This window comes from Vibrio sp. 10N.222.46.A1, assembly GCF_041473595.1.
Taxonomy (GTDB): Bacteria; Pseudomonadota; Gammaproteobacteria; order Enterobacterales; family Vibrionaceae; genus Vibrio; species Vibrio tasmaniensis_A.
In genome coordinates this window covers 1-6,609 of sequence record NZ_JBFRSN010000407.1, presented here as the reverse complement: position 1 = coordinate 6,609, position 6,609 = coordinate 1, and the positions used below count along the sequence as shown (strand labels likewise).

At 45.1% G+C, this 6,609-nt stretch carries 5 protein-coding genes; 2 read left to right on the top strand and 3 right to left on the bottom strand.

All coding sequences use genetic code 11. The annotated features are described in order from the left end of the window. On the bottom strand, positions 1-236 hold a 236-nt coding region (locus AB4496_RS12785), incomplete at its 3' end, for a DUF3379 family protein (RefSeq protein WP_372131087.1). Next, on the bottom strand, positions 229-777 hold the full coding sequence (locus AB4496_RS12780) for a sigma-70 family RNA polymerase sigma factor (RefSeq protein ID WP_009848515.1): 549 nt from the start codon (positions 775-777) through the stop codon (positions 229-231). The genes AB4496_RS12785 and AB4496_RS12780, both read right to left, overlap by 8 nt. 558 nt (positions 778-1,335) lie before the next feature. Between AB4496_RS12780 and fadI the strand changes: the two genes are divergently transcribed. Together fadI and fadJ are read left to right on the top strand one after the other, a co-directional pair. Then, positions 1,336-2,643 (top strand): acetyl-CoA C-acyltransferase FadI, encoded by a 1,308-nt coding sequence (fadI, locus tag AB4496_RS12775; RefSeq protein ID WP_009848514.1) that lies wholly within the window; start codon positions 1,336-1,338, stop codon positions 2,641-2,643. Next, positions 2,643-4,889, top strand: coding sequence for a fatty acid oxidation complex subunit alpha FadJ (gene fadJ, locus AB4496_RS12770; RefSeq protein ID WP_009848513.1), 2,247 nt, complete (start codon positions 2,643-2,645; stop codon positions 4,887-4,889). The genes fadI and fadJ overlap by 1 nt, the downstream gene beginning before the upstream one ends. A gap of 317 nt (positions 4,890-5,206) precedes the next feature. Here fadJ and AB4496_RS12765 read toward each other — a convergent pair. Beyond that, the coding region (locus AB4496_RS12765) for an insulinase family protein (protein WP_372131085.1) at positions 5,207-6,609 on the bottom strand (1,403 nt) is incomplete at its 5' end.

Sequence of the window (6,609 nt, the reverse complement as noted above, 5' to 3'; positions counted from 1 at the left end):
GCAAACGTAGGCCTTACTACTTTGCTCTCTTCGCTTGAGGTCTGATTGAATAGGATACGATCTGCCAGATCGTCTGGCACATCCACATTCAATGCTGAATGGATTTGCTTATCAAGTGATAGTACATCGTCTAAGAAATTACTATTGGCTTCACTATTCGCTGCTGCATCAATAATGTCTTGTGTACGTTGCTTAGGTTCCGACAATACACGACGACGAAATTCCAAATCATCCATTATGTTGCCCCCTCTCTGCCTCTTCTGTATCCAGCATCTCTTTCAACTGATTTCGAGCTCTGAATAAACGTGTCATCACCGTATTTTTGTTAAGATCGAGAATATCGGCGATCTCATCACCACTAAAACCACCAATCACTTGTAAGAAGAGGGGTTCACGGTATTCGATTTCAAGTTTCATGATCTGCGCTTGCAACCATTGGTGTTGATGATGTGGGTCATCACTGATGCTAGCATCGTTACCATGATCGTCGATATCAACCAGATCAAATTGTTTGCGTTCAAAACGTCGAGCATTCTCGCGGCGCAAGATAGTAATCAGCCATGACTTTGCGGCTTTTTCATCTTGTAGGCTATCGAGTGACTTCCATGCACGAAGGCAAGTTTCTTGAACTAAATCTTCGGCAATGCTTTTGTCTTTGCATAGCCAATAGGCATAGCGAAAGAGGTCACGATGATAGGCGCGCACGAGTGCTTCGTATTTTCTTTGTTTGTCCATATCAGAGTTGACCGGACGCTTGGCTGTTTTCTTTCCAAACATTTTTATTATTGACACACGAGCCTCCATAATTGCTCTGCGTATAGCTGTCTTCTATACGTTGTGCTTCGTTATATATGCTGTTTCGTTTTTAGGGCTAACGTCGGCAGGAAGTCGTAAAATCACATTAAAATTGATCTACTTCAAAATTTAAGCCCTCGAAAACGCTATAGTACACCTTGTCGTCTAGTTAGTCATTCGTGGCTAGCATGTTGAGCAAGACGACACTTCCTTTTGAAGGCTGACTTTACTTTCTCCTAATCAGGAAACTGATTATTTCAATTGGCGTTAAGTTAATTGCTTTATATACATTCCGACCACACAGTTTTGTGTGGTTTTTTTTGCCTTAAGAAAAACATCCCTTACATAGCGATAACAGCTTTGCTTGCAATAGTTTAGTATCTTACGACAACCTTTCCCCCAAAAAGGTTCGCCTGAATGTTCAGTTAGATTTTCAAGCAGTGGGATACTCGTATCACGTTTATTTAAACGCCCGTTTGATTTAATTAACAACTTGTTTACAATGCTTCAGGTCAGACCTCTTAACCTTAAGGAGAAACCATGGGCAAACAGGAAGTCAAAACGCGTTCTGGAGAACGTGTTGCCGTTGTCGCTGGACTACGAACCCCATTCGCTCGTCAGAGCACAGAATTTAGCCAAGTGCCTGCGGTTGACCTAGGCAAAATGGTGGTGAGCGAAATGCTTGCAAGAACTGATGTCGATCCTGCGCTTATCGAACAAGTCGTGTTCGGCCAAGTAGTGCAAATGCCAGAAGCTCCGAACATTGCACGTGAAATCGTGCTGGGTACAGGTATGGACATTAATACTGATGCCTACAGTGTGACGCGAGCATGTGCGACTAGCTTCCAAGCTGCAGTCAACGTGACCGAGAGCATTATGGCTGGCACGATTGATGTTGGTATTGCGGGCGGCGCGGATTCTTCTTCTGTATTGCCAATCGGTGTTTCGAAAAAGTTAGCGGCGAACTTATTAGCACTGAGTAAAACGAAAACCATAGGTCAAAAACTGAAGATTCTTAAAACATTTTCAGTCAAAGATTTGATGCCAGTACCACCAGCAGTCGCAGAATACTCGACAGGTTTGTCTATGGGACAAACTGCTGAGCAGATGGCTAAGACACATGGTATTACTCGCGAAGCTCAAGATGCACTTGCTCACCGTTCTCACTCTTTGGCTTCTCAAGCATGGAAAGAAGGCAAGATTAAAGACGAAGTGATGACGGCATTCCCCGCGCCTTATAAAAAGTACCTAGCAGAAGACAACAACATTCGCCACGACTCGACGGTTGAAGGTTACGCTAAATTGCGCCCTGCATTCGACAGACAATACGGCAGTGTAACGGCAGCCAATGCCACGCCTCTCACCGATGGCGGTGCCGCAGTGATGTTGATGCGCGAAGGAAAAGCGAAAGAGCTAGGCTTAGAAGTGCTTGGTTACATTCGTGGTTACGCGTTCTCAGCGATTGGTGTTGAAACGGATATGCTGATGGGGCCGACGTACGCGACCTCTCAAGTATTGAAGAACACAGGACTAGAATTGTCAGACCTAACACTTATCGAGATGCATGAAGCGTTTGCAGCTCAAGTTCTGGCTAACGTCAAAATGTTCGCAAGCGATGAATTTGCTCAGAAGAATCTTGGCCGTGACAAAGCGATCGGTGAGATTGATATGGAGAAATTCAACGTGCTGGGTAGCTCAATTGCTTACGGACACCCGTTTGCTGCGACTGGTGCACGCATGATGACTCAAACACTGCGTGAACTTAAACGTCGTGGTGGTGGCCTAGCATTGAATACTGCTTGTGCGGCTGGTGGCTTAGGTGCAGCAATGATCTTGGAGGTGGAATAATGTCTACGACTCTTGATGTGAAAAAAGAAAAGAAAGCAGTCAAAAAAACGGATTCAAAGCCAGTGACTGTATCTAAAAGTGACAAGACGGTTTCAAACGATGAAGCCGTAAAACTGGCGACCGCGTTTTCTTTAACTATCGATGACCAAGATATTGCATGGCTTGCGATCGATGTACCAAACGAAAAAATGAACACGCTACAAGCGGCGTTTGCCGAAGAAATGAAAGCAATCTTCGAGCAGTTGAAGGAAAAGCAAAGCCGAGTTAAAGGCTTAATCGTTCATTCATTGAAGCCAGATAATTTTATTGCTGGCGCTGACGTACGAATGCTTGATGCTTGCAAGACAGCAGATGAAGCGCAATCTCTTGCTCGCCAGGGGCAGGAGATGTTCCAAGCACTTTCTGATTTGCCTTATCCTGTTGTTGCAGCGATTCACGGCCCATGTTTAGGTGGTGGCTTAGAGCTGGCACTATCGTGTGATTACCGCGTATGTACTGATTCAGATAAGACTCGCTTAGGTCTGCCAGAAGTCCAGCTTGGTCTGTTACCCGGCTCTGGTGGTACGCAACGTCTTCCTCGTCTTATCGGTTTACTGCCTTCTCTTGACCTTATTCTTACGGGTAAGCAACTGCGCGCTAAAAAAGCGAAATCGCTAGGTGTCGTGGATGCTTGTGTGCCAGAAACTATCTTGCTGGAAGTTGCTAAGAGCTTTGTTGAAAAGAACTCAGGCGGGAAAAAAGGTAAGCGCTTGGCGTCTAAAAGCCAAGCTTCGGCCAAAGAAAAAATAATTTCACGTACGGGTCTTGGTCGCAAGGTTATTTTTGAACAGGCTTCAAAGAAGACCAATCAGAAAACACGCGGCAATTACCCTGCCGCTGATGCGATTCTTGATGTGATTCGTTATGGCTTAGAGAACGGCTTTGATAAAGGTCTTCAGTACGAAGCGAAGCGTTTCTCTGAATTGGTGATGACCGCAGAATCCAAAGCCCTTCGTTCGATTTTCTTTGCCACCACTGAAATGAAAAAAGAACATGGCGCAGACGCAGAACCAAAAGCGGTTAAGCGTGTTGGTGTACTGGGCGGTGGTCTTATGGGCGCTGGTATCAGCCACGTCAGTGTTGCTAAAGCGAAAGTACCGGTTCGTATTAAAGATGTGTCTAATGAAGGTGTGCTCAATGCGCTTAACTACAACTACAAGTTGTTCGATAAGCAGCGTAAACGTCGTATTCTGAGCCGAGCTGGCCTTGAAAGTAAGATGCTTCAGCTTTCTGGTGGTATCGACTTTACAAGCTTTAACCATACTGATGTTGTGATTGAAGCGGTATTTGAAGATCTCGGCCTTAAGCAATCAATGGTTGCAGACATTGAAGCCAATGCTAAGTCAGAGACTATCTTTGCGACCAACACGTCTTCACTGCCAATCCACAAAATTGCAGAGAAAGCGCAGCGACCAGAAAACGTGGTTGGTCTTCACTACTTCAGCCCGGCAGAAAAAATGCCGCTAGTAGAAGTCATCCCTCATGAAACAACGTCAGAAGAGACGATTTCGACGGTTGTTGCATTAGCGAAAAAGCAAGGTAAAACGCCGATTGTTGTTAAAGATACGGCTGGCTTCTATGTGAACCGTATTCTTGCTCCATACATGAATGAAGCGGCGCATCTGTTATTGGCAAATGAGCCGATTGAAAAGCTCGACAGCACATTGGTGGACTTCGGTTTCCCGGTTGGCCCAATTACTTTGTTAGACGAGGTGGGTGTTGATATTGGTGCGAAGATCATCCCGATTCTGGTTAATGAATTAGGCGAGCGTTTCCAAGGTCCTGATGTGTTCGACATTCTTTTGAATGACAACCGTAAAGGCCGTAAGAGTGGCAAAGGTTTTTACACTTACAAAGGTAAAAAGAAGGAAGTCGATAAGTCAGTATACAAACTGCTTAAGCTGCAACCTGAACCTAAGCTAAGCGATAACGACATCGCAATGCGTTGTGTGTTACCGATGCTCAACGAAGCGGTTCGTTGTTTGGATGATGGCATTATCCGTAGCCCGCGAGATGGCGATATTGGTGCTATTTTCGGTATCGGCTTCCCGCCATTCCTTGGTGGTCCGTTCCGTTATATGGATCAAATTGGTATTAAGTCACTGGTAGAGATGATGAACGACTTCGCTAAGAAGTACGGTGATCGTTTTGCGCCATGTGATGGCCTACTGACACGTGCTGGGTTGGATGAGTCTTTCTACAAGTAACTCTTTCTATTAGTAACTTTCTAGCACTTTGATTATAAAGCTCGTATCAAGCAATTGATGCGGGCTTCATTTTTATGGGAGTATGCAAAAGAAAGGAGATTCCCGATTCAGTCGTTCCTCCTTCTCGGGAATGACGATTGAGATGTAAAAAGTAAGCTATTGTGTTGATTAGGAAGGTGGTCAACACACCTCAATCAAAACTACCGTCATCTCCTAAAGCGACGAAGGAGCGTAATAGGAGATCTGCTCTTGTGTTGCACCCAATAAAAAAGGTTGATGCTTTCACATCAACCTTCTGATCTTTTTAATAACAACGACTAACCAAGCTCACAGTCTTTAGGACGCAACTGAAACTCATCAATTGAGCCAATCTCAACACCTGCCGACAACTTCTCTTCTTCATTATGAGCGTTGCCGTGCGCATGCATAATCAGACGATTCGCTGTACGAGGTTTTAGTTGGCTAACCACAAAGCGCATCATGTCTGAGCGAGTCAGACCTTTGAGCTCTTCTAACACGCGATCCCTCTGATTGAATTCCAAATCCTTATTGCCTATCGCAACCCATAAGCGTTGAGCACGACCACGCAAGGTGGTATCTGGCGTTGAAATTTGATTCCAAAGACCGCGTTTACTGCTGTGCCATTGATAGTCGTTAAGCTCTAGCAATACCATGTAAAAGGCATTGAGGAACTCGTCTATGGAAGCCAACAGATCTGCTGGGGCTGCATTAGGCGATTGCACATACAACACAATACCTGGGTGTCGGTTCAATGGCATATTACCAGTGCCGACCATATAGCCTAGCTGCTGCTTAGTACGAATCTCGTGGAAGAAAGTGGCTGACATCAAGTGGTTGGCCAATGAATACAGTGCAATATTTGTAGGTGATATATCTGAACATTGGTAGTAAACCACAATGGCTGAGTCATCTTGATTACAGACCACTTCGCGTTGGAAACTACCGTTATCACCCAGCATGATTAAAGGGCGCAGTGACTCTTCGTAAGCCTGATCTTGAACACGCAGGGCATCTTTTAGCGTTTCAGCCATCTTGTTCGCATCGGCTTTTTTCCAGTCACCATACACAAACATTTCGACATGCAGTTCGGCCAAAATAGCTTGAACAAAAGAAGAAAGTTCGTCGACTTCTATTGTTTCCAGCGCTTCAATTAAGACGGAATAGGGCGGGTTATTTGGCTGTAAGATTCCCGTCATCGCATTGAATAGCTGCGAGATAGGACGGTCTTGCGATGCGTTATTCCAGTTTCTGAGCAATTGATGCTTAATCGTTTCGAATCGTATTGAACTAAAGTCGCGTGCTTGGAAACGTTCAAGAATCATATTGAGCAGCTGTGGCTGTTTCTCGCTAAATCCAGATAGAGTAAGTGTGACACCACCTTGATGGGTATACATGTTGTAGCCCATGCCAGCAATCTCAGCTTGATACGTATCTTTTTCAAGCGAGTCTAAGAACATCTCTACACACAAGCGTGTTTTAACGATGTTTCTCGGGGTGGCAACTGAGTGTGGGCTATCTATAGCGATATACACCACACCTTTTGGAACTCGAAATTGATGGTCTTGGAGGTGCCATAACTTAAAGCCGTCCAGCTCTTCTAACAGTTGTGGGTGCTTAGCGTCACCTTCGAGCTCTGCAGGGTCTAAGTCGTAGCAAATAAATGGGTTTTTGCTTGGGAGCTCAAACTGCCAGCCGGGGT

Bases quoted from the DNA above. Each gene is read 5' to 3' on its own strand.
- AB4496_RS12780 (WP_009848515.1), bottom strand. From the start codon at position 777: ATGTTTGGAAAGAAAACAGCCAAGCGTCCGGTCAACTCTGATATGGAC.
- fadI (WP_009848514.1), top strand. From the start codon at position 1,336: ATGGGCAAACAGGAAGTCAAAACGCGTTCTGGAGAACGTGTTGCCGTT.
- fadJ (WP_009848513.1), top strand. From the start codon at position 2,643: ATGTCTACGACTCTTGATGTGAAAAAAGAAAAGAAAGCAGTCAAAAAA.